The 20,430-nt window shown below is 74.2% G+C and carries 15 protein-coding genes; 8 read left to right on the top strand and 7 right to left on the bottom strand.

Features of this window, described 5'->3' with window-relative positions:
* Positions 1 to 82 precede the first annotated feature (82 nt).
* The 3 genes from ACZ4UX_RS05085 to ACZ4UX_RS05075 all read left to right on the top strand — a co-directional run bounded on the left by ACZ4UX_RS05085 (position 83) and on the right by ACZ4UX_RS05075 (position 6,687).
* Positions 83 to 1,450 (top strand): TIR-like protein FxsC, encoded by a 1,368-nt coding sequence (locus ACZ4UX_RS05085; RefSeq protein ID WP_359803791.1) that lies wholly within the window; start codon positions 83 to 85, stop codon positions 1,448 to 1,450.
* Between the two features lie 227 nt (positions 1,451 to 1,677).
* The gene (gene fxsT, locus ACZ4UX_RS05080; RefSeq protein WP_465705639.1) at positions 1,678 to 5,670 is read left to right on the top strand and encodes an FxSxx-COOH system tetratricopeptide repeat protein; all 3,993 of its coding nucleotides are present in this window, start codon (positions 1,678 to 1,680) and stop codon (positions 5,668 to 5,670) included.
* A 48-nt stretch (positions 5,671 to 5,718) separates the two neighbouring features.
* Complete coding sequence (locus ACZ4UX_RS05075) at positions 5,719 to 6,687, top strand: 2-hydroxyacid dehydrogenase (RefSeq protein ID WP_465705638.1); 969 nt, start codon at positions 5,719 to 5,721, stop codon at positions 6,685 to 6,687.
* A 45-nt stretch (positions 6,688 to 6,732) separates the two neighbouring features.
* Here ACZ4UX_RS05075 and ACZ4UX_RS05070 read toward each other — a convergent pair whose 3' ends face one another.
* The 3 genes from ACZ4UX_RS05070 to ACZ4UX_RS05060 form a co-directional block, all read right to left on the bottom strand.
* Positions 6,733 to 7,689: an alpha/beta fold hydrolase gene (locus tag ACZ4UX_RS05070; protein ID WP_465705963.1), complete on the bottom strand. Its 957-nt coding sequence runs from the start codon at positions 7,687 to 7,689 to the stop codon at positions 6,733 to 6,735.
* A 58-nt stretch (positions 7,690 to 7,747) separates the two neighbouring features.
* Positions 7,748 to 8,683, bottom strand: a complete 936-nt coding sequence (locus ACZ4UX_RS05065; protein ID WP_329489210.1) for a DUF4231 domain-containing protein — start codon at positions 8,681 to 8,683, stop codon at positions 7,748 to 7,750.
* Between the two features lie 175 nt (positions 8,684 to 8,858).
* Positions 8,859 to 9,623, bottom strand: a complete 765-nt coding sequence (locus ACZ4UX_RS05060; protein ID WP_380382240.1) for a sugar isomerase domain-containing protein — start codon at positions 9,621 to 9,623, stop codon at positions 8,859 to 8,861.
* A gap of 220 nt (positions 9,624 to 9,843) precedes the next feature.
* On the opposite strand from ACZ4UX_RS05060, the gene ACZ4UX_RS05055 reads away from it, so the two are divergent.
* Entirely contained in the window at positions 9,844 to 10,536 is a 693-nt protein-coding gene (locus ACZ4UX_RS05055) for a metal-dependent transcriptional regulator (RefSeq protein WP_329489212.1), read from the top strand.
* Positions 10,537 to 11,134: 598 nt separating this feature from the next.
* Here the strand turns inward: ACZ4UX_RS05055 and ACZ4UX_RS05050 are convergent.
* The gene (locus tag ACZ4UX_RS05050; protein ID WP_465705637.1) at positions 11,135 to 11,842 is read right to left on the bottom strand and encodes a bifunctional DNA primase/polymerase; all 708 of its coding nucleotides are present in this window, start codon (positions 11,840 to 11,842) and stop codon (positions 11,135 to 11,137) included.
* A gap of 306 nt (positions 11,843 to 12,148) precedes the next feature.
* On the opposite strand from ACZ4UX_RS05050, the gene ACZ4UX_RS05045 reads away from it, so the two are divergent.
* Both ACZ4UX_RS05045 and ACZ4UX_RS05040 read left to right on the top strand, forming a co-directional pair.
* Complete coding sequence (locus ACZ4UX_RS05045; protein WP_329489213.1) at positions 12,149 to 13,525, top strand: tetratricopeptide repeat protein; 1,377 nt, start codon at positions 12,149 to 12,151, stop codon at positions 13,523 to 13,525.
* Positions 13,526 to 13,698: 173 nt separating this feature from the next.
* Positions 13,699 to 14,853 carry a hypothetical protein gene (locus tag ACZ4UX_RS05040; RefSeq protein WP_465705636.1) on the top strand — a complete coding sequence of 385 codons (1,155 nt, stop codon included), beginning with the start codon at positions 13,699 to 13,701 and terminating at the stop codon, positions 14,851 to 14,853.
* A gap of 98 nt (positions 14,854 to 14,951) precedes the next feature.
* Here the strand turns inward: ACZ4UX_RS05040 and ACZ4UX_RS05035 are convergent, their stop codons facing one another.
* On the bottom strand, positions 14,952 to 16,253 hold the full coding sequence (locus ACZ4UX_RS05035; protein WP_465705635.1) for an ABC transporter substrate-binding protein: 1,302 nt from the start codon (positions 16,251 to 16,253) through the stop codon (positions 14,952 to 14,954).
* Between the two features lie 245 nt (positions 16,254 to 16,498).
* On the opposite strand from ACZ4UX_RS05035, the gene ACZ4UX_RS05030 reads away from it, so the two are divergent.
* Together ACZ4UX_RS05030 and purU are read left to right on the top strand one after the other, a co-directional pair.
* Positions 16,499 to 16,942 carry an SCO4402 family protein gene (locus ACZ4UX_RS05030; RefSeq protein ID WP_465705634.1) on the top strand — a complete coding sequence of 148 codons (444 nt, stop codon included), beginning with the start codon at positions 16,499 to 16,501 and terminating at the stop codon, positions 16,940 to 16,942.
* A 191-nt stretch (positions 16,943 to 17,133) separates the two neighbouring features.
* The gene (purU, locus tag ACZ4UX_RS05025) at positions 17,134 to 18,000 is read left to right on the top strand and encodes a formyltetrahydrofolate deformylase (protein WP_396488814.1); all 867 of its coding nucleotides are present in this window, start codon (positions 17,134 to 17,136) and stop codon (positions 17,998 to 18,000) included.
* A gap of 44 nt (positions 18,001 to 18,044) precedes the next feature.
* On the opposite strand, the gene ACZ4UX_RS05020 is transcribed toward purU, so the two are convergent.
* Together ACZ4UX_RS05020 and ACZ4UX_RS05015 are read right to left on the bottom strand one after the other, a co-directional pair.
* On the bottom strand, positions 18,045 to 19,229 hold the full coding sequence (locus ACZ4UX_RS05020; RefSeq protein WP_465705633.1) for an anti-sigma factor family protein: 1,185 nt from the start codon (positions 19,227 to 19,229) through the stop codon (positions 18,045 to 18,047).
* Complete coding sequence (locus ACZ4UX_RS05015) at positions 19,226 to 20,017, bottom strand: sigma-70 family RNA polymerase sigma factor (RefSeq protein WP_380382231.1); 792 nt, start codon at positions 20,015 to 20,017, stop codon at positions 19,226 to 19,228. Before ACZ4UX_RS05015 ends, ACZ4UX_RS05020 begins: the two co-directional genes overlap by 4 nt.
* Positions 20,018 to 20,430: the final 413 nt, after the last annotated feature.

Raw genomic sequence — 20,430 nt, 5'->3', positions numbered from 1 at the left:
TCCCGCAGTCGTTCCTACACTGAAGCCCCGCGTACGGGGACTCGCGGTAAAGAGGTTGCCGGCGGGCCAGGGGGAGGCGCGTGTGAACGACCATGGCTGGGACGAGGACGCCGCCCGGCCGTACTTCTTCCTCAGTTACGCCCACACCCCGAGGTCGGGGGCACGCGGTGCGGGGGATCCCAACCACTGGGTGCGGCAGCTGTACCGGGACCTCTGCGAGGCGGTGCTCCAGCTCACCACGGTGCCGGCGGGAGTCCCGGTCGGTTTCATGGACGAGTCCATGCACCAGGGGGAGTTGTGGGCCGAGCGGCTCTCCGAGGAGCTGGCCACCTGCCGGGTCTTCGTGCCGCTGTACTCGCCGCGCTACTTCAACAGCGTGCCGTGCGGCCAGGAGTGGCACTCCTTCACCCGCCGCCCGGTGTACCCGGCGAACCTCGACTCGGAGCGGACCAGCGGGATCGTCCCGGTGCTCTGGGCGCCGATGAGCCGCTACCGGCTGCCCCGGGTGGCGAGCGAACTCCAGTTCAACCACACCAGTTTCGGGCCGGACTACGCCACCGAGGGCCTGTACGCGCTGATGAAGCTCACCTACTTCCGCTCCGCCTACGAGCTCGCCGTGCACCGGCTGGCCCGGCGGATCGTGGAGGTGGCGGAGGAGACGGTGATCCCGGTCGGGCGCCGGCTGGACTTCAACTCCCTGCCCAGCGCGTTCGACGTCACCGCGCCCACCAAACAGCTGCGGATCTCCGTGCTCTCCTACCACCGGGGCGAGCTGCCGGGTGACCGCAACCCCGACTACTACGGCGCCAAGCGGACCGACTGGCACCCCTACCGGCCCGCCGCCACCCGTCCGCTCGCCGAGCACGCCGTCCGCCTCGCCCGGCAGTTGGGGTTCCAGGCCACCGTGCACGAGTTCGACGACGAGGCCGAGGCGATCATCGCGGGCAGTGAACCCAGCGCCCCCGGCCTGCTGCTGCTGGACCGCTGGGCGCTCCAGGACGAGCGGCGGCGCGAGCTGGTCCGCCGCTTCGACCGCTCGGACTCCACCTGGGTGAGCGTCCTGGAGCCGTGGAACCAGGACGACCCGGACTGCGTGGAGCGGCACCGGGAGATGGGCGAACTCAGCGACCAGATACTGCGGATCACCCACCGGTCGGCCCGGCCGAGCTTCCTCGGCGCCGTCGGCGGGACCCCCGGGCTGGGCAGTCTGGAGGAGTTCGACGACGCGCTGCCGCGGGCCGCGATGAAGGCCAAGTACGCCTTCGAGGGCCGGACCAGGACCGAGCCCGACGAACCGGCACCACCGCGGCCCAATCTGCGCGACGCCTTCCGCCAGGGGCGCGGCCGGGACGGGCCGGGCCCCGCTCCCTTCGGCGACGACGACCACTCAGCCAGCGACTTAGGCGACCGCCCGGACCACGGGACGCCGCCCGGGGGAGGAATCACATGAGCGAGCGCAGCGAGCGAATCATCGGGGGCGGCGCGTCTCGCGAGGCGGCAGTCGAGTGCGGCGGGGTGGGCGTATGAGCGAGCGCAGCGAGCGAATCATCGGGGGCGGCGCGTCTCGCGAAGCGGCAGTCGAGTGCGGCGGGGTGGGCGTATGAGCGAGCGCAGCGAGCGAATCATCGGGGGCGGCGCGTCTCGCGAAGCGACCGCCGAGGGCAGCGAGGTGGGCGCATGAGCGAGAACCGCACCAGGAACCTCCGCATCGGCGGCCTGACCGCGGCCGAACTCGCCGCCCAGCGCGAGGCGGAGCAGGACCGGCAGGGCCGGGTCATCACCTTCTACTCCTACAAGGGCGGCACCGGGCGCACCATGGCGCTCGCCAACACCGCCTGGATCCTGGCGGCCAACGGCTTCCGGGTGCTCACCGTGGACTGGGACCTGGAGGCCCCGGGCCTGGCCAAGTTCTTCCACCCGTTCCTCGACCCGGCGGTGCTGGCCGGCACCACCGGGATGATGGACCTGATCGCCGAGTACCGGGAGGAGGCGCTGCGGCCGGTCGAGCACGAGGAGGGCTGGCACCTCGACTTCGCCCGGGTGCACCCGCACGCGCTCTCGCTCTCCTGGCCGCTGTTCCCCGGCGGCGGGAGCCTGGACTTCCTCTCCGCCGGCCAGTTCAACCGGGACTACTCCGAGGCCGTCACCCACCTGGACTGGGACATCTTCTACGACCGCTTCGACGGCGGGCAGTTCTTCGACGCGCTCAAGGCCGACATGAGCAAGCGCTACGACTACGTACTGATCGACTCCCGTACCGGCCTGTCCGACATCGCCGAGATCTGCACCGTCCAGATGCCCGACGACCTGGTGGTCTGCTTCACCCTGAGCGACCAGTCCATCGACGGCGCCTCCCGGATCGCCCAGCACATCCACGACCGCTACCGCGAGCGCGGCATCCGGATCCTGCCGGTGCCGATGCGCATCGACGAGGGCGAGAAGGAGAAGGCGGACGCCGGCCGGGCGCTGGCCCGGATCCGCTTCGACGGCCTGCCGGCCGGTCTGTCCGGCGAGGAACTGGCCCACTACTGGGGCTCGGTGGAGATCCCGTACCGGCCGTTCTACGCCTACGAGGAGATCCTGGCGACCTTCGGTGACCAGGGCGGCACCCAGACCTCGATGCTGGCCGCCTGCGAACGGCTGACCGGCGAGATCACCAACGGCCGGGTCACCTCGCTGCCGACGGTCGACGAGGAGGTCCGGCTGCGCTACGTCGACGCCTTCACCCGGCGTCGCCCGTCCGTCCCGGCCGACCTCTACCTCTCCTACGTCCCCGAGGACCGGATGTGGGCGGACTGGATCGAGTCGGTGCTGACCCGGGCCGGCTTCCGGGTGCTGCCCCGGGACCTCAGCGCCGGCTCCGACCCTCGCCAGGAGACCGAGCGCGGCATCGACGCCGCCTACCGCACGGTCGCCGTGCTCTCGCCCGCCTACCAGCGCTCGCCGCAGGCCCGCGCGCTCTGGGAGTCGGTGGTCAGCTCCGATCCGTCCGGCACCCGGCGCCAGCTCGTCCCGGTCCGGGTCGGCGACGTCCGGCTCACCGCGCCGTTCAGCAACCGCAACCCGGTCGACCTGGTCGGCCGGGACGAGACGCAGTCCGTGCAGACGCTGCTGCGCGCCCTCGGCCGGGCCGACGTGCCGCTCGCCGAGACCACCGGGACGGGCCCGCGCTTCCCCGGCAGCAAGCCGCAGGTCTGGGACGTGCCGCCGCGCAACCCCTCCTTCACCGGTCGGGCCGCCGTCCTGGAGCAGCTGCGCAACCAGCTCCGCGGCGGGATGGCCGCCGTGCTGCCCACCCCGCAGACGCTGTACGGGCTCGGCGGCGTCGGCAAGACCCAGGTGGCGCTGGAGTACGCGCACCGCTTCATGTCCGACTACGACCTGGTCTGGTGGATCGACGCGGAGCAGACCGAGCTGGTCGCCCCGGCGCTGGCCGACCTGGCCCGCCGGCTCGGTCTGCGGGTCGGCGACTCGGTGACCGAGGCCGCCGAGGCGGCCCGGGAGGCGCTGCGCCGCGGGGTGCCCACCTCGCGCTGGCTGCTGATCTTCGACAACGCCGACGAACCCGCAGAGATCCGCCGGTTCTTCCCCGGCGGCTCCGGCCACATCCTGGTCACCTCCCGCAACCAGGCCTGGTCCGGGCACGCGGAGGCGCTGGAGGTCGACGTCTTCACCCGCGGCGAGAGCGTCGAGCACCTCTGCCGCCGCGCCCGCGGGCTCTCCCGCTCGGACGCCGACCGGGTGGCCGAGGCGGTCGGAGACCTGCCGCTGGCCGTCGAGGTGGCCGCCGCCTGGCTGGACACCACCGGCACGCCGGTGGACACCTACGTCACCCAGCTGCAGGCCGAGGCCGCCCGCGCGCTGGCGGGTGCCCGTCCGGCCGACTACCCGACGCCGGTCGGCGCGACCTGGAACGTCTCGATCGGCCGGCTGCGGACGCAGTCCCCGGCGGCGGTCCGGCTGCTCCAGCTCTGCGCGTTCTTCGCGCCGGAGCCGATCTCGATGAACCTGTTCTACAGCGACCAGATGATCCGCGCGCTGGTGCAGTACGACGCCGACCTCAGCGACAAGTTCATGCTGGGCAAGGTGATCCAGGCGATCGGCCGGTACGCGCTCGCCAAGGTCGACGCCGGCACCAACAGCTTCCAGGTGCACCGGCTGGTCCAGGCGGTGATCCGGGCCGAGATGACCGAGGACGAGCAGGAGGTCGCCGTCCACGAGGTGCACCGCATCCTCACCGGTGCCCGGCCCGTCCTCGGGGACACCGACGACCCGGCCAACTGGCCGGCCTTCGACGAGATCTGGCCGCACCTGTCGCCCTCCAGGGCGCACAACTGCGACGAGGCGGACACCCGGCAGCTGCTCATCGACCGCGTCCGCTACCTCTGGAAGCGCGGCGAGCTGGACCGCGCCCGGGACCTCGGCCACGCGCTGGACGCGGAGTGGACCGGCAAGCTCGGCGAGGACGACCGGCAGACCCTGCTGCTGCGCTTCCAGCTCGCCAACGTGCTCCGCTCGCAGGGCAACTACGCCGACGCGCTGGCGCTGGACGAGTCCACCCTGGAGCGCCAGCGGGCCCTGCTGGGCGAGCACCACCCCTACACCCTGATGACCGCGGGCTCGCTCGGCGCCGACCGCCGGGCCCTCGGCCGGTTCCAGGAGGCGCTCGACCTGGACCGCGAGATCCTGGACCAGTTCCGGGAGCTGTTCGGCGACGACAACCCGCGCACCCTCTCGATGGCGAACAACCTGGCCATCGACTACCGGCTGGTCGGCGACAGCGAGGCCGCCCGCGAGCTCGACCAGGAGACCCTGGACCGGCGCACCGCGGTGCTCGGCCCGCGCCACCCCTACACCCTCTCCACCAAGTCCAACCTCGCCCGGGACCTGCGCGAACTCGGCGACTACCGGGGCTCGGTGGAGCTGCTCCAGGAGGTCACCAACGACCTCGGCGACGTGCTGGACCCGGACCTCCCGGAGAACCTGCGCAACGCCAAGTCGCTGGCCGTCTCGCTGCGCCGGACCGGTCAGCTGGCCGAGGCCCGGCGGATCACCAAGGAGACCTACGAGCGCTACCTGGAGCGGTACGGCGCCGACGCGCCCGACGCGCTGGCCTGCGCGCTCAACCTGGCCGCCGACCACAGCGCCTCCGGCGACAAGGAGGCCGCCCGCGACCTCTGCACCACCGTCTACGAGGGCCACCGCCGGCTGTTCGGCGAGGAGCACCCGTTCACCCTGGCCTGCGCCAACAACCTCGGCATCTACCTGCGGGGCAGCGGCGACGTCCCGGGGGCCATCGAGCGCGGCCGGGACACCGTGGACGGGCTCACCCGCTCGGTCGGCCCGGAGCACCCGTACACCCTCAACGCGATGATCAACCTGGCCAACGCCCACGGGGACGCCGGCCAGGTCGGACTCGCCGAGGAGCTGGGCCGCCGCGCCTACGCCGGACTGTGCGAGCGCTACTCGCCCCGCCACCCGGACGCGGTGGCCTGCGAGGCCAACCTGGCCGTCACCCTGCGGGCCGCCGGCCGGCACGGCCAAGCCGCCGACCTGCGTGCCCGGGCGATCGCCGAGCTGATCCGCCAGTTCGGCGAGGAACACCCCAACACCGTCGCGGCCCGCGGCTGGAAGCGGATCAACCGGGACCTGGAACCGCAGCCGGTGTGACCGGAGCGCTGCTCGCTCATAAGCCCCGGAGCGTATGCTTCGGGCCCTATGAGCGAGCAGCCCCCGCCCCCGGTCCTGGTCACCCGACGCCTCGCCCCCGGGGTGATCGAGCGGCTCACCGCGCGGCACACCGTGACGCGGCACGACTCGGACCTGCCGATGGCCCGCGAGGAGCTGCTGGCCGCCGTCCGCGGCCGGTCGGCGGTGATCACCACGCTGGACGACGTGGTGGACGGCGCCTTCCTGGACGCGGCCGGGCCGGGCCTGCGGATCGTCGCCAACCACGCGGTCGGCCACCACAACGTCGACCTCGCCGCCTGCGCCGAGCGGGGCGTCGCGGTCAGCAACACCCCCGGGGTGCTCACCGCCGCCACCGCCGACATGGCCTGGGCGCTGCTGCTGGCCGCCACCCGCCGGCTCGGCGAGGGCGAGCGGCTGCTGCGGTCCGGCCGGCCGTGGGCTTGGGCGCCGAACTTCCTGCTCGGCCTGGAGCTGGCCGGTACCCCGCTGGGTGTCCTCGGCATGGGCCGGATCGGGCAGGCGGTGGCCCGCCGGGCCCGCGCGTTCGACATGCCGGTCGGCTACCACAACCGCCGCGAACTGCCCCCGGAGCAGGCCGAGGGCGCCGAGTGGCTGCCGCTGGAGGAGCTGCTGGCGCGGTCCACCGTGCTGGTGGTCACCTGCCCGCTCGGCCCCGCCACCCGGCACCTGCTGGACGCCCACCGGCTGGCGCTGCTGCCGCCCGGCGCGGTGGTGGTCTCGATGACCGCCGGGGTGGTGGACGAGGAGGCGCTGGCCGCCGCGCTGGAGTCGGGCGCGTTGTTCGCCGCGGCGGTGGACAACTTCGAGCGCGAGCCGGCGGTGCCCGCCGCGCTGCTCGCCCAGGAGCGGGCGGTGCTGGCCCCGCACCTGGGCAGCGCGACCGTGCGGACCAGGCAGGCGATGGGCGGCCTGGCGGTGGACAACGTGCTGGCGGTGCTGGCGGGCGGCGAACCGGTCACCCCGGTCGGGGTCTGAACGGCTCCGGTCTCCCGCAGGCTCCCGGGGCGCCGGGAGGCCGCGTCAGGGCCTGAGCGGGCCGCCCGGCGGCAGGCCGGCCGAGGGCAGCCCGGAGGAGGGCAACCCGGAGGAGGGCAGCCCGGTGGAGGGCAGCCCGGTGGAGGTTTGGCCCGCCGCCCAGGCCAGCGCGGCGGTCATCACCCGGAAGGCGCCGAAGTGCGCGGCGCCGGGCTCCAGGAAGAGCGAGGCGCCCGGGATGTGGTCGCCCAGCCAGCGCGAGTGGTCGACCGGGGAGAACTGGTCGTCGGCGCCGTGCCAGAGCCAGGTGGGCACGGTGATGTCCTCCACCTTGAAGCCCCAGTCGGCGGTGAACGCCAGCACGTCGTCGATCCAGCCGTCCGCGCCGTGCCGGAAGGCCTCGCGGTAGTTGCTCTGCAGCATCCGGCGCAGCCCGGTGTCGGCGACCACCTCGCGGTCGGTGGGCGGCAGTTCGGGCCGCAGACCCCGCAGCAGCCGGCCCGGGTCGGCCCGGATCTGCTCGGAGCGGAACCGCATCGTGTCGGCCATCCGGTTGTGCCCGCGCTCGGCCTCCCGGTACGCCCGCACGTTGGAGGGGGTCATCCCGCCGTACCAGTCCAGGCCGGTCGCGTTCCTGGGGGCGAGGCCGACCAGGACGGCCACCCGGCTGACCCGCTCGGCCAGCAGCGCCGCGCAGGCCAGCGCGTGCGGTCCGCCGCCGGAGCGGCCGAGCACCGCGAACCGGCTGAGCCCGAGGGAGTCCGCGATGGTCCGCACGTCGGCGGCGGCCGCGCTCACCCGGCGGCCGCGCAGCCGGGTGGAGTCCCCGTACCCGGGCCGGTCGTAGGAGATCAGCCGGACCCCCAGCCGGTAGAGCACGGTGCTGCGGGGGTGCGGGCCGACCCGGCTGCCGGGCATGCCGTGCATCAGGAACACCGGCCGGCCGCGCGGGTCGCCCACGGTCTCGACGGCGAGGGCACGGCCGTCGGCCGCCTTGACCATCCGTAATGACACGCGCGGCCTCCTCAGGCTCCGGTCCGGGCTCCGCTCGGGGCCCCTGTCAGTGGTCCCGGTCGGTCGTCCCGCGCACCTCGCGGCGGGCCTGCCAGGTGGTGTGCTCCCGGGACACCGCGTCCTCGGCGTCGCGGGCCAGCCGGGCCCAGATCTCCTCCGCGTCGGCCGAGGCGACGTCCAGCCCGGCCAGCTGGCGGCGGATCAGCTCCAGTTCGTCGGCGGCCAGGCGGTAGGCGGCGGCCAGCGGCCGGTACTGCCGCAGCTGGGCCCAGGCGGTGACCGAGGCGGCCACCGCGGAGACCGTGCCGAGCGCGTCGTAGCGGAACCAGCCCATCGCCCGCAGGACGGCCAGCACCAGGCCGAGCAGCGGCAGCACCACGCCCAGCACGCCGGTCCAGAAGCCGGCCCGGGCGCAGTAGCGGGCCTTGGCGCGGTACCAGCCGTGCTGCACCTGGATCCGCTGCCGCAGGTACACCTCGCGGCGCACCGCCAGCGGCTGGCCGCGCAGGCCGCGCATCGCCTCGGTGACCCCGGTGCCGTCGCCGCCGTCCGGCCCGGCGCCCCCGGCGGCCGGGCCGAGAGCGCCGCTGCCCCGGAAGGCGTTCAGCACCCGGCCGAGCTGGAACCGGTACAGGCCCTCGGCGTCCGGCAGGCTGCGCGGCGGCGGCTGGTACGCGTCGGCCCGGACGGCGAACTTCCAGGCGAGCGTCTTCACCGACTCGGCGGCGGCCCGGCCCTCGTACCAGAGGCCCTGCGGGTTCTGCCGGCTGATCACCAGGGCGAGGACGATCGCGCCGAGGTAGGCGACGGCGGCCGGCCAGGCCCAGGGCTCGCCGTCGGCCGAGCCCGCCGCGGCGGCGGCCACCAGCAGCGCCAGCTCCCAGGCGGAGAGCAGGACCGACCGCCGCTGGCCCCGCAGCGAGGCGGTGTCGGCGACCCGGAACAGCTCGGGCAGCAGGTCCTCCTCGCGCGCCCACCCCATCGGATCCGCACCCGACGCCATCCTCGGCCCCCACCCGTCGCTCCGGTCGCACCGTCCTCCTGCCCAGCCCGCCCGCCCGGCACGCCCGGCCGGGGCCGGGCCCGGCCGCATTGGCCGGGATGCCGCCGGAGGTTGTCCCATATCGTGAGGGTCCGGGGCGGCCGGGCCGGGCGGCTCAGTAGGTGTAGAAGATCCGCTCCGCGTTGTCGGCCATCTGCTTGGCGTTCCACTCGGTGCCGCCGGGGACGTTGCCGGAGCGGAACAGCGGCGGGGCGGCGCCGTCGCCGGCGGCCGCCGCGTCGGCCAGTCGGCCGACCGCCGAGGCGACCACGGCCTGCATCAGCGCGCTGGTGACGATGGTGGAGACCGGGCCGAAGGTGGTCTCGGCCGCCGGGTGGGTCAGCTCGCCGTCCCCGACCGCGATCTTGTTGTCCAGCACGACGTCGCAGTGGTCCTTCAGATAGGTGCCCGACGGGTGCGCCGACGGGACCTCCGCCGGGTACGCCAGCGAGGTCACCCCCACCACCTTCAGGCCGCGGGACCGGGCGTACTGGGCCAGCTCGACCGGCATCACCTGGCGGCCGGAGAGCGAGATGACGAACAGCAGGTCCCCGGCGGTGGCGGGGGTGAGGTCCAGGGTGGTGGTGGCGAGCCCGGAGACCCGCTCCAGCGCGCTGGCCAGCGGGGCCGGCATCACCGTCACCCCGGCCATCCCGGGGACGTCCAGCAGGTTGACCGGAACGAGCCCGCCGGCCCGGTAGACCACGTCCTGGGCGGCCAGCGAGGAGTGGCCGGAGCCGAAGGTGAAGATCCGGCGCCCCTCGCGGACCGCCCCGGCGAGCAGCGCGGCGGCCGCCTCGATGTTCCCGGCCTCCTCGGCGCGGACCCGCCGCAGGTGCTCGATCGCGGCGTCGAAGTACCGGCCGACCAGGTCGCTCATCTGTTGCCTTCGCTCTCTGCCGGTGGGGGCCGCCGGCCGGGTGGGACGGCCCGCCGACCGGGCCGCCGATGGAGAAAGCTACGGCGAGCACGGTGCTGCCTCACCGGTGCCGCTGTCAACAGGAACGAAAACCCGCCCCCGGAGCCCCTGCGCGGGCCCGGTTGCCTGCCCGGTACGTCAGAATTGGCGATGAGGACACCGAGGAACGGAGCCAGCGGCGATGTCTGGGCTGATCGACACCACTGAGATGTACCTTCGCACCATCCTGGAACTGGAGGAGGAGGGCATCACCCCGATGCGCGCCCGGATCGCCGAGCGCCTGGAGCAGAGCGGCCCCACGGTCAGCCAGACGGTCGGGCGAATGGAGCGGGACGGGCTGCTGCAGGTCGCGGGCGACCGCCACCTCGAACTCACCGAGGAGGGGCGCCGGCTCGCGGTGCGGGTGATGCGCAAGCACCGCATCGCCGAGTGCCTGCTGGTCGACGTGATCGGGCTGGAGTGGGAACAGGTGCACGAGGAGGCCTGTCGCTGGGAGCACGTGATGAGCGAGACGGTCGAGCGCAAGGTGCTCGCCATGCTCGGCCACCCCACCCAGTCCCCGTACGGGAACCCGATCCCCGGGCTGGACGAGCTCGGGGACGCCAAGGCCGAGGGCGAGGGCTTCGACGCCGCGCTCGTGCCGCTGGACTCGGTACGGCCGGGTGACGGCGGCGCCGACGTGGTGGTCCGCCGGATCGGCGAGCCGATCCAGACCGACGGCGAGCTGATGCGCACGCTGCGCCGGGCCGGGATCCGGCCGGGCTCCACGGTGCGGGTCTCCGCCGGGGTCGGCGGGGTGCTGGTGGGCACCGGCGACAACGCGGCCGAGCTGGGCAAGGAGATCGCGGCGCACGTCTTCGTCGCGCAGCCCTGACCACGGCGCGGTGCGCGGCCGTGACGGCCTCGCCGGCCGTGCGACGCGAAGCGATGAGCAGGGCCCGGTGCTCCCGAAGCACCGGGCCCTGCTCGCCCTCCCCGTCCCTCCCGCTCCCGCGGCACCGGCCTCCCCGAACCCGGCCGGTGCCACGGCCCCTCCCGCTCCCCTCCTGTTCCCTCCCGCTCCCCTCCTGTTCCCTCCCGCTCCCCTCCCGGTTCCCCTCCGCTCCCTCCCGACCGCCTCACCCGGCTTCCCCGTCCGAGCGACCCTTCCGGCGTCCCCTCACGGTGGAATTCCTCCCCTCGGCAGATCATGGCAATCCTTGAGCGTTGTCACTCGTACGAGGGGCTTTCGCCGTTGACCAGCGGGTACATCGAAGCCTTATCCGCACATGCGTCTGACGGGCCCCGCCTCCGGTGGGGGGCAAGGCCCGTCAGTCGCGCGCGGGGTGTCGCGCATCGCACGCCCTCACCCGATAGGCGTAGGGCGGCTGTCCACGGGGTGGTGAATCATTCGGCCGATCACCGGCCCGATCACCGGCCCGTCCCGGCCCGGGGCGCGGGTCCGGGCGGTCGGTCGGGCGGTCGGCCGGGCCTCAGCGCACCGCCGCCGGCTGGGCCGGCCGGGGGCGGACCGAGGGCGCCTCGCGGCCGCAGGCGTACGCCAGCGGGCTGATCAGCTCCGCCGCGTCGGGCAGCCAGCGGTTCAGCGCGGACGGCGAGCGGGCCCACTGCGCGAAGCCGCTCGGACCGACCCGGGACGGCGGGGCCACCGTCCAGTCGCCCTCGCCGCGGGCCACCAGGTCCAGCCGGCCCGGCGGCCAGCCGAGCCGGCGCAGCATCTCCGGCAGCTTGGCCGCCACCCCGGGCAGTACCAGGAAGTGCAGCCGCCGCCCGTCCCGGCCGTGCGCGGCCGGGACGGCCACCACCGGGCCGAGCTGGAGGTCCATCCGCTCCATCCGGGCCAGCGCGAGACAGCCGGCCACCTCCGGCACGTCCAGGACGTCGAAGGACCGGCCGGTGGGCAGCAGGATCGAGGCGTCGGGGCGCTCGGTCCACCAGCGCCGCACCGCACCCGGACCGGCGCTCGCCTTGCGGGCCCAGTCCGCGTCGATCGGGTGCGCACCGGGCAGCGGGCAGCGGCCGTCGCCGCAGGAGCAGCGGGCCGGCCCGTCGCCGTCGATCAGCCAGGCGCCCGGGGCGACCTCCCAGTGGCGGTTCTCGGCATAGCCGACGGCTTCGACGAGCAGCGGAGGGAGGCTGGCGTCGCCGCCCTGGTCGGGGGAGTCTGGGATGTCTTCCACGCGCTGCTCAACTACCGTGCGTGAGGCTGGTTACGGCCCGGCGCGAGCGGGTCTGCCCGGCGGCACCGATTGTCACCCGAACCGGTGAGACAACCGAGTTGGGGCGGGCGGCGGTGGGCGCAGTGGGGGCGCACGGGAGCATTTACCAGGGCGCGTGGGGGGTGGGGATCGTCACCGTGGGTATCCCGGTGGCGTTGCTGATCGCTAACCTGGTGTCAGATTCCTTGGACGGTCGGACAGTCGGCAACAGATCAGCAGAATCGTCGCCCGCCGGCCGGGACCGGAGGGTGTGGGGAGGCGAAGCCAATGGCCGCGAGACCACTTGTCGCACGACAGCCCAACGAGCGTCTGCAGCAGCTGATCCAGGAGGCCAGCTGCTCGAACGCCGGCCTGGCGCGGAGGGTCAACCTCTGCGGGGCCGAACACGGCCTGGACCTGCGGTACGACAAGACCTCCGTCGCGCGCTGGCTCCGTGGCCAGCAGCCGCGCGGGCAGGCGCCGGCGGTGATCGCCGAAGCGCTCGGGCGCAAGCTCGGCCGGGGCGTGTCGGTCGAGGAGATCGGCATGGCCGACGGCAAGAACCTCAGCTCCGGGATCGGGCTGCAGTTCGCGCCGACGCTCAACGCCGCGCTGGAGCAGGTCTGCGAGCTCTGGCGCAGCGACGTCGGTCGGCGGGACTTCCTGACCGGGGCGACGGTGGCGGCCTCCGCCCTGGTCGAACCCAGCCGGGACTGGCTGATCACCCCGCCCGACCCGGTGGTGGCGCGTACCGGCGGCCCGCGGGTCGGTCCGACGGACGTCGCCGCCATCAAGGCGACCACGGCGATGCTGGTCGACCTGGACCACCGGTTCGGCAGCGGGCACGTCCGCCCGGTGGTCGTCCACTACCTCAACAGCGTGGTCTCCGGCCTGCTCGGCGGCGCCTACCGGGAGGAGACCGGGCGGCAACTCTTCGCGGCGGTCGCCCGGTTGACGGAGCTGGCCGGCTACATGGCGGTGGACACCGGGCAGCCGGGGCTGGCCCAGCGCTACTACATCCAGGCGCTGCGCCTCGCCCAGGCGGCCGACGACCGCGGCTACGGCGGGTACGTGCTGGCTGCCTCGATGAGCCACCTGGCGGCGACGCTCGGCAATCCGCGGGAGATCGCCCAACTCGCCCGCGCCGCGCAGGAGGGCGCCCGTTCGGTGGCCACTCCGACGGCGATGGCGATGTTCTACGCGGCCGAGGCCCGCGGCCACGCCCTGCTCGGCGACGCCCGCTCCTGCGAGGCGGTGGCCGCCAAGGCGCTGGAGGCGATGGAGCGGCGCCGTCCGGAGGACGACCCGGACTGGATCGTCCACTTCGACGACGCCTACCTGGCGGACGAGCTGGCCCACTGCCACCGGGACTTGGAGCAGGCCGGTCAGGCCGAGCACTACGCCCGCCGGGCGCTCGACCTGCACCCGCCGACCAGGGTGCGGCGCCGCGCGGTGGACCTGGTGCTGCTGGCCACGGCCCAGTTGCAGCAGCGGGACCTGGAGCGCGCCTGCGAGACGGGCGCGCAGGCGGTCCGGCTGCTGAGCGGGCTGCGGTCCAACCGGGGCGTCGAGTACCTGGACGAGTTCCGGCGGCGGCTGGAGCCGTACCGGGAGCAGCGGGTGGTCCGCGAGTTCCAGGCGCGGGCCGAGGCGGAGGCCGCCTGACCGGGGTGGGGAGCGGCGCGTGAGGGGCCGGTGAGGGATGGACCGCCCACGTGGTCACCCGGTTCGGTGAACCGGTAGCGTGGGCGCGACGTCCAAGGAACTGTGATGCCCCCAAGAACCGACGAGATGTGGTCCGCCGTCAGCGCGCGGTCGTGCACAGGTGAGGAATCGCGTTGAGCCAGCGCCGCTCGTACCCCAACTCGGGTGACTTCAACCTGGACGATCTCTTCCGTCCCGAGCCGAGTCAGCCCCCGGGGCCGGACGCCCAGGGCCAGCTGCCGCCCCCGATGCCCGGCCAGCAGCCGCCGGCCGGGCTCCAGGGGCAGCAGCAGCCGCCCGGACAGCCCTCCGGGCAGCCGGAGTACCTCGGCGGCGGTGGGCACGGGCTGCCGGCCCAGGGCGCCTCGTGGGGCGGCCAGCCGCTGCCCGCCCAGGGCGCCCCGTGGAACGGCGCTCCGCAGGCCGCCCAGGCGCCGGAGACGCAGTACCTGCCGCCCTACCCCTCGGGGGACCCGCAGGCGGCCGGCTACCCGGCGCGACCCGGGCACCAGCAGCCCGCCCCGGGCTATCCGCAGCAGCCGGACCACGGCTACCCGGCCTACCAGCAGGCTCCGCCGGAGTACCCGGCCCCGCAGCAGGGGTACCCCGGGCAGGACTTCCCGACCCAGGCCGGCAACCGCGGTGGCGGGCGGTCGTCCGGCAAGCTGATCATCGGCGGGGTGGTGGCCGGCTGCGTGGCCGCCGGCCTCCTGGTCATGGTGCTGATGAACGGGGACGACGACACGGCGGACCCGGGGAAGAAGGCCGCCCCGGCGGCCTCCGGCAGCAGCACGGCCGGCAGCCCGCCGCCCGCGAGCGGTTCGGCGGCGGCCGTCAGCCCCGAGGTCAAGGCCCAGGCCCAGCCCCTCTCCGACCTGCTGGGCACCGCCAACGACAGCCGCCAGGCGGTGATCGGCGCGGTCGCCGCGGTGCAGAAGTGCGACAAGCTCCCCGAGTCCCAGCAGGCCCTGACCGAGGCCGCGGGCAAGCGCCGGGAGCTGCAGACCAAGCTCGCCGCGCTCAAGACGGACAAGCTGCCCGGCGGCCCGCAGCTGGTCGAGCAGCTCAACGCGGCCTGGCAGGCCTCGGCGACCGCGGACGACGAGTACGCGGCCTGGGCCGCCGACGCGCAGAGCGCCTGCGACCCCAAGAAGATCGACAACCAGCACTACAAGAACGCGGTCCAGGCCAGCGGGACCGCCACCCTCGCGAAGAAGCAGGCCTCCGGCCTGTGGAACACCATCGCCGGCCAGACCGGCCTGCCGACCCGCGGCGACGGCGACCTCTGACGGCGACGGGGCCCGCCCCCGGCTGGGCCGGCCCGGACCTGCGGCGGGGCCGGCCCGGGTGACCGGTCCGGCCCCGCGGCGGGCCCCGTCGAGGCCGGTCAGGCCGGCGGCCGGCTCCCGGTGAGCACCCAGCGGACGTCCACGAAACCCGGCTGCTGCAGGGCCAGCCGGCCGCTCTTGACCACCTGGTAGGTCACCCACGTGTTGACCAGCCGGGGCGACTCGGTGCTGGCCAGCATGTTGGTGGTGCCCCAGTTCAGCGGCGGGGTGAGCCCGACGTCGATCTGCTCGCCGCCGTCCAGCAGGGCGGTCACGGTCTTGGCGGTGAGCGGGCGGCCGGCGGAGGAGAGCCGGTCGGCGACCTGCCGGAAGACCTCGTAGGCGACCCAGGTGGTCTGCACCCCCGGGTCGGAGACGTCCACGCTGCGGCCGCCGGCGGAGTCGCCGGACACCACCGAGCGCAGCGCGTCCCAGACCTTGGCCGACTCCGGCGGGTACCAGCTGGTGACGAACGCGCCGGCCAGCGGGCCGCTGTCGCCGCCGGTGGAGTCGACCACCGACTGCTGGACGCTGCCGATCACCGAGGCGACCCGGGTGTTCTTGGGGCCCAGCCGGCGGTAGGAGTCCAGCAGGTTGCCGGTCGGCTCGGCGGCGAGCGCGGAGGTGATGCAGTTCCCCGGTTCGTCCTTGCCGATCGCCTTGCGGACGACCGGCGCGTAGTCGCTGGACTGCTCGGGCGCCTTGACGTCCAGCAGCTTGATCCCGGCCGGCTTGAGCGCGTTGGCCAGGTAGCCGAGCAGGTTGTCGCCGGCCGGGGTGTCCGGCCGGACCAGCGCGACGGCCTTGCAGCCGGCCTCCACCAGCTGCCGGCCGCTGCCGCCGATCAGCGCCGGCAGACCGCCGCCCACCGGGTAGGACAGCGGGCTGCTGAACTCGGGCTGGGAGAGCCCGTACCCGCCGATCAGCGGGATGCCGGCGCGCTCCAGGACGGGCATGAAGCTGTCCCCGTACTGGCTGTAGGAGCCGAGCACGGCGACCGCCTTGGCGTCCACGGCCTGCTGCGCGCAGGCCGCGGCCCCGTCGGCGGTGTTGTGCTCGTTGCAGGTCAGGACCCGCAGCGGGCGGCCGTTCAGACCGCCCTTGGCGTTGAGGTCGCGGCCGATGGCCTCGGCGAGGGCCGTCATGCCGGGCCGGTCCGCGGTGCCGGTGCCGGACGGGGCCCAGGTCATCACGGTCAGTTCGCCCTTGCCGGTGGCGGCGTCGGCCGGTCCGCCGCACGCGGAGGCCGAGAAGAGGGTGGGGAGCAGCGCCACGGTGATGGCGGCTGCGGCGATCGGGCGGCGGTTGCGCCGTGCCACGATCGGGTTCTGAGCCTGGGACGAGCCCTTGAGGCCGGTCATCGGTCTTCCCTCCCGGGGCGCTTCTGCTGCGTACCGGCCCAGCCAAGCCCGGGCGTCGCAAGCAGAGAGGGCCGAAAACCGAACGAACGGCAAACGCCGACGGAACTCCGGGTGGGGACGCGTGTAGATGGGGAGTAGAGCACGAACCGTCGGGGAACGTACGATCGCTGTCCATGTCCGCCAGCTCAGATTCTTCGTATCGGTCTTCCCGAAACCCTTCTCGTCCGGGCCACCGCTCCAGCACGATGGGCGGCATGCCGCTCAACGACCTGCCCTGGTGGCGCTGGCGAGCCCGACTGCGCTCGGCGCTGCACATGCTGTCCGACCCCGGGTTCCAGCAGGAGACCTGGCTCTCCGGCCGGGAGGGCTTCGGGGACGTGACCGACGCCGTCTACCGGCTGGTCGAGGACACCTGGCTGGACCGCTGGTCCGCCGAGAAGTACGTCGGCACGATCTTCCGGGACTCGGCCGAGGCGGCGGTGGTGGACGTCGCGGTGCTGCGGGTGGTCCGGATCCTGCACCAGGTCGGCGCGGACGCCCCGGCCTCCGCCTACCTGGGCCACCACGGCTGGCCGGAGGCGGTCCGGGCGGCCCGGGAGGCCCACGTCAAGCTGGCGGCCAACGACGGTGAGGACCCGGACGCCCCGCCGCGCTCGCTGGACGTGCTGCGCATCCTGACCTCGTCCTGAGTCCGTTCTGACCTCGTCCTGAGCCCGTTCCGGGCGCTTCGGCGCGGACCCGCGCCGGCGGCCCGGGTCCCGGCCTGCCCGCCGGTGGGCCGGAGCGTCCCGCAGTGCGGGCAGCGGAACGGTCGCTGTCCAGGATGTGACACGCTGGACCATTCACCACCGGCACGACCTCAGGACGGGATATCCCCACCGTGGAACAGCAGACGGCCAGCGCCCAGTACGTCCTCACGCTGTCCTGCCCCGACAAGCAGGGCATCGTTCACGCGGTCTCCAGCTACCTCTTCATGACCGGCTGCAACATCATCGACAGCCAGCAGTTCGGGGACGGGGACAGCGGACTGTTCTTCATGCGGGTGCACTTCACCGCGGCCGAGCCGGTGAGCGTGGACAAGCTGCGGGCCAGCTTCGCCGCGATCGGCGCGTCGTTCGGGATGGAGTGGCAGATCCACCCGACCGAGGAGCGGATGCGGATCGTCCTGATGGTCAGCAAGTTCGGGCACTGCCTGAACGACCTGCTGTTCCGCACCCGGATCGGCGCGCTGCCGGTGGAGATCGCCGCGGTGGTCTCCAACCACACCGACTTCCGCGACCTCACCGAGGGCTACGGGATCCCGTTCCACCACATCCCGGTCACCCGGGACAACAAGGCCGCGGCCGAGCAGGAGCTGCTGGACCTGGTGGCCAAGGAGAACGTCGAGCTGGTCGTGCTGGCCCGCTACATGCAGGTGCTCTCGGACGAGCTCTGCACCGCGCTGTCCGGCAAGGTGATCAACATCCACCACTCCTTCCTGCCGAGCTTCAAGGGCGCCAAGCCCTACCACCAGGCCCACACCCGGGGTGTGAAGCTGATCGGCGCCACCGCGCACTACGTCACCGCCGACCTCGACGAGGGCCCGATCATCGAGCAGGAGGTGGCCCGGGTGACCCACGACATCACCCCGGACCAGCTGGTCGCGCTCGGCCGGGACGTCGAGTGCCAGGCGCTGGCGCGCGCGGTGAAGTGGCACAGCGAGCACCGGGTGCTGCTCAACGGCACCCGCACGGTGGTCTTCACCTAGAGCCCGCCCGGGCCGCCCGCGCCGCCCGGCCGCGTCCCGCCCGGCTAAGGGCGGGACAGCAGCGGCGCCGCCCGGAGCACCTCGCGGATCGCCGCCCGGTCGCCGTGCTCGCCGACCGGCACCCGGTCCGGGTCGCGGTGCGCGGCGGCCAGCTGGCAGAACTCCAGCCCGTCCAGGACCATCGCGGCCACCGGCTCGCCGCCGGCCGGTCCGCACTCCGGGCCGTCCAGCGGTATCAGCCACTCGCCGGCGGCCGGTCCGTCGATGACCAGCCGGATCTGCCGGCCGGCCCGGGCGGTGCCGTCGGGCGGTCCGCCCGCGGGGGTCCCGGCGTGCTCGGGCCGGGAGGCCCGCAGGCCCGCCAACGCGGCCGGGAGCATCCGTACGGCCAGGTCGACCATCTGCCGCAGGTGCTGCGGCGCCGGCGGGGCGTACGGGTAGGCGACCGCGCGGGCCACGTCCTCGCCGTGCACGTAGCACTCGAAGGCCCGGTCGACGAAGGCGTCGCGCAGCGGGACGGTCACGACGCCGAAGTCCACCGGGGTGTTGCCCTGCGGGGCCAGGGCCGCGGTGCGGACCAGCTCGTGGCAGTGCCGGCGCCACCGGGCCCGGACCCGCTGCGGGGGCTGCCCGGCCTGCTCGGCGGTCAGCCGGGCGGTGCGCTCGGTGATCCCGGCCCACGGCGGGCCGCTCTGCCGGGGCACCCGGGGGAGCGGGGGAGCCGCGTCCTGCGGCGGCACCCGGCGGTCGGCCGTCGGCGCGCCGCCGCCCGGGACGGGGTCGGGCAGCCCGAGGGCGAGTGCCACGTAGCCGTCCACCGCGGCGAGATGGCAGAGCACCTCGGCCGGGCGCAGGTACTCGGTACCGCCGTGCCAGGGGAGTTCGGCGACCTCCTGCCACTCCTCCGGGCCGAGGTCGCGCAGCAGTGCGTCGAGCTTGGCGGTCTCCGCGGTGTAGGGAACGCCCCAGTTGGGGACGGGCAGTTCGGCCGGCCGCCGGGTCAGGCACCAGTCGAGGACCTGCTGGCGCAGCGAGGCGGGCTGGTCGAGCGGCTCGTCGGCGGAGAGCCAGCCGGCCGCGTCCCGGAGCCGGGCGGCCTCCTCGGCGCAGCCCGGGCAGCCGCGCAGGTGCTGCTCCAACTCGGCGGCCTCGCGCCGCGGGCAGGCACCCAGGGCCCAGGCGCCGAGCAGCGAGCGCAGGGCCTCGTGCTGCTCCTCGGTGATGGTCACGTGCCCCCGCCCTCGTTCCCGTGGCGCGGTCCGTCGTGCCGGCGCCCGTCGTGCCGCTGTCCGTCGTCGTGCCGGCCTTCGTGGTGCTGTCCTTCGTGGTGCCGGTCGCCGTGCCGCTGCCCCGGGTGACCCGGTCCCTCGTGCGGCGCGGTGCCCTGCCGCGGCCCGCCGTCGCACCCGTCGTGCCGCCGGCAGTCGGGCGGGCCCGGCTGCCGCTGATGGGCGCGCTCCTCGGCGAGTTCGGTGGCCAGCAGCTCCAGGCCGAGCCGCATCCGCTGCTTGGCGGTCTGCTCGGTGATGCCGAGCCGGCGGGCCGTCTCCTGGTAGGTGCGGCCGTCGTAGTACGACACCTCGATGGTCTCACGCAGGCTCTGCGGGAGGGAGTCGACCACGTACTGGACGCGGGCGGCGGTGGCCACGGCCCGGATCTCCTCCTCGACGGGCCCGCCCGGCGCGCCGGTGCCGTCCGCGCCCTCGACGCCCAGCGGGGCCTCGGCGGCCCGCCGGACCCGCAGGCGGTCGACCGCGCGGCTGTGCGTCAGGGCGCCGAGCCAGGAACGGAGCGAGCCCTGGGCGGGGTCGAAGGCCTCGGGGTGCTCCCAGACGTGGGCGAATATCTCGCGGGTCAGCTGGGTGGCGGCGGCCTGGTCGGCCAGTATCCGCCCGGCCAGTCCGTGCACCATCGGCGCGAGCTGGTCGTACAGTTCGCCCAGCGCCGTCTCCTCGCCGCGGGCGAGGCGCCGTTGGAGCTGTTCGTCCCAGCGCGGGGCGCTGCCGGGGGTGGCCATCGGTAACCACCCTCCTACCGTGGGGTTCGCTGCCGTGCCCAACGGTATCCTGCGGCCTTCCGGGAGCGGGCGGATTCGGTACCGGAGGGGCCACCCGGTTTCGGATCGTCACATCGTGGGATCTGCCGTGGATCCCGCTGTTCGAAGGCCGTTGGACATATGTCGCACGGGTGGTTCGCGAGTGGCGGGCGGCGCGCCCGGGGTGTCCGGCGGTAGGTTCACCACTGCATGTCCGGCCGGTCGGCCCGGGCCGGACGATCGCCGGTACGAGGCTCGCCAGAGTGAACGGGACAGTATGCACTGCCCTGTCCCCCGATCGTTGGAATATGCCCGAAGCGCTTGCTGCGGTCCGCCCGTCGAACCATCCTGAGGCGTATTCGTGTCGCAGCCGGAGCGCGACGGACGAGATGGCG

This window comes from Kitasatospora sp. NPDC028961 (genome assembly GCF_055564815.1).
Note: the sequence above shows the minus strand (reverse complement) of the source record. Positions and strands in the feature narration are given on the sequence as shown.